General features: G+C 68.0%; 1 protein-coding gene and 1 pseudogene. Both read right to left on the bottom strand.

Features of this window, described 5'->3' with window-relative positions:
* A pseudogene (locus HMPREF2791_RS09045) lies at positions 1–252 on the bottom strand (HNH endonuclease); the annotation flags it as partial.
* Between the two features lie 154 nt (positions 253–406).
* A partial coding sequence (locus tag HMPREF2791_RS09040; RefSeq protein WP_246825493.1) for a cytochrome b/b6 domain-containing protein occupies positions 407–1,673 on the bottom strand: 1,267 nt, incomplete at its 5' end.

Below are 1,673 nucleotides of genomic sequence, written 5' to 3'. Positions count from 1 at the left end.
CCAGCGTTCGGCGGCGCCTTCGACGGCGAGGAGTTTCTTTTCTATGTGGATGAGTTGGTCGATGGGCAGACCGTGCGCTGCTTCGAGCGCGTCGTGTTGTTTACGGGTGAACTGGGTCGGCCCGAAGTACGTGGCATGCACCCGCGCCAAATCGCGCACCCGGCTGGTAGACAGGCCGGCGGCCATGGCGACGTCGCGGTCGAAGTCGGCGAGCACGGCCACGCCTGCGGAGACAAAGTCGGTGAAGTTCATGGCCCGAAAGCTAAGCCAGCGCAACCCCCAACACCAGACCCAAATCAAAATCTGTGGATAACCCCCGCCAAAAGCCCCCGCCGCAACACGGTTGTCCACAGGAACGCAAAACGCGGTGGCGCAAGCACGCCACCGCGGTATACGTTGCACAGTTTTAGCGCTTGGACACCTTGCCGGTCTTGCCCGCCACCGGCGCGACCACCGAGGCGCGCGCAAAGTACCAGCCCAACGCCGTCACACCCGCCGCGACCAGGAAGAACACCACACCGATCCAGCTGGTGGCGTCCTCACGCGACGCGAACATCGCGTTCATGTTGCCGCGCATGCCGGTGGTGAGCACGAGGAACACGTGCACGACCACAAACGCCACGAAGTAGATCATGGTGGGGAAGTGCACCGCGCGCGCCCACGACACCGGCACGGCCGTCCACGACGCCGGCCACATGCCGCTCATACGGAAACCGGAGGCGATGGCCAGCGGCGACGCGATGAACACGGTGATGAAGTACGACAACTCCTGCAGCGCGTTGTAGTGCAGCCAGGGGTTCTCCGTCGGCCAGTCCAGCGAGAGGTACTGCAGGCCCGCCGACACCGCGTGCGGGATGGCGTCCCAGCTGGTGGGCACGATGCGCATCCATTGGCCGGTGGTAAACAGCAGCACGAAGAACACCACGCCGAGGACGACCCAGGCGATGTCGAGCGCCTGGTGCAGCCACAGCGTGACCGAAATCTTCTTGCCGCCCTTCTTTGGCTGCCAGTAGGCGGCGGGGCGTTTCTCGCGGCGCACGTCCAGACCCGTTTTAATGATCAGCGCCATGAGGAACATGTTGAAAAAGTGCGCCCAGTTCAGCCATCCGGGCAGCCCAATGGGGGCGTTGTCCGGCAGCGGCTGGACGCCGTTGTAGCGAGCGATGAAGTCGGCGCCGGCCTCGGTGCCCACGTACCAGCGTGCGCCGAAGACGGCGGCGGCCAGCAGCAGGAGGGCACCGATCGCCCAAGGGAGCCATTGCCTTGCGACGCCCTCCGGTTTCCCCGCCGACGCCACCCCAGCCGGCCGCTGAGCCGGTTTCGGGGTTGGCTGCGGGGCCGGTTTCGGGGCCGGTTCGGGCGCCGTCTTGGCGACAGCGTCGTCGACCACAGTCGCCGCCACAGGCGCCGCGGGTGCTGTCTCGGTTTCCGGCTGCGGTTCGGGCTCAGCTTCCGGTGCCGGGGCGGCGACGCGCACGGTGCCTGCGGGAGGCCACGGTTCGCCGCCCTCGACGCGCGGCAGGCCCCGGCGCAGCGGCACCTCGACGGTGTGCGCTGGCTCTGCGTCGTCGACGGCGGCGGGTTCTGTGGCGGCGGCCGCGACGGCAGCGGCTGGCGCGGCAACCTTGACGGTCCCGGCGGGCGGCCACGGTTCGCCGCCCTCGACGCGCGGC

This window comes from Corynebacterium sp. HMSC034A01 (assembly GCF_001838175.1).
Taxonomy (GTDB): Bacteria; Actinomycetota; Actinomycetes; order Mycobacteriales; family Mycobacteriaceae; genus Corynebacterium.
Note: the sequence above shows the minus strand (reverse complement) of the source record. Positions and strands in the feature narration are given on the sequence as shown.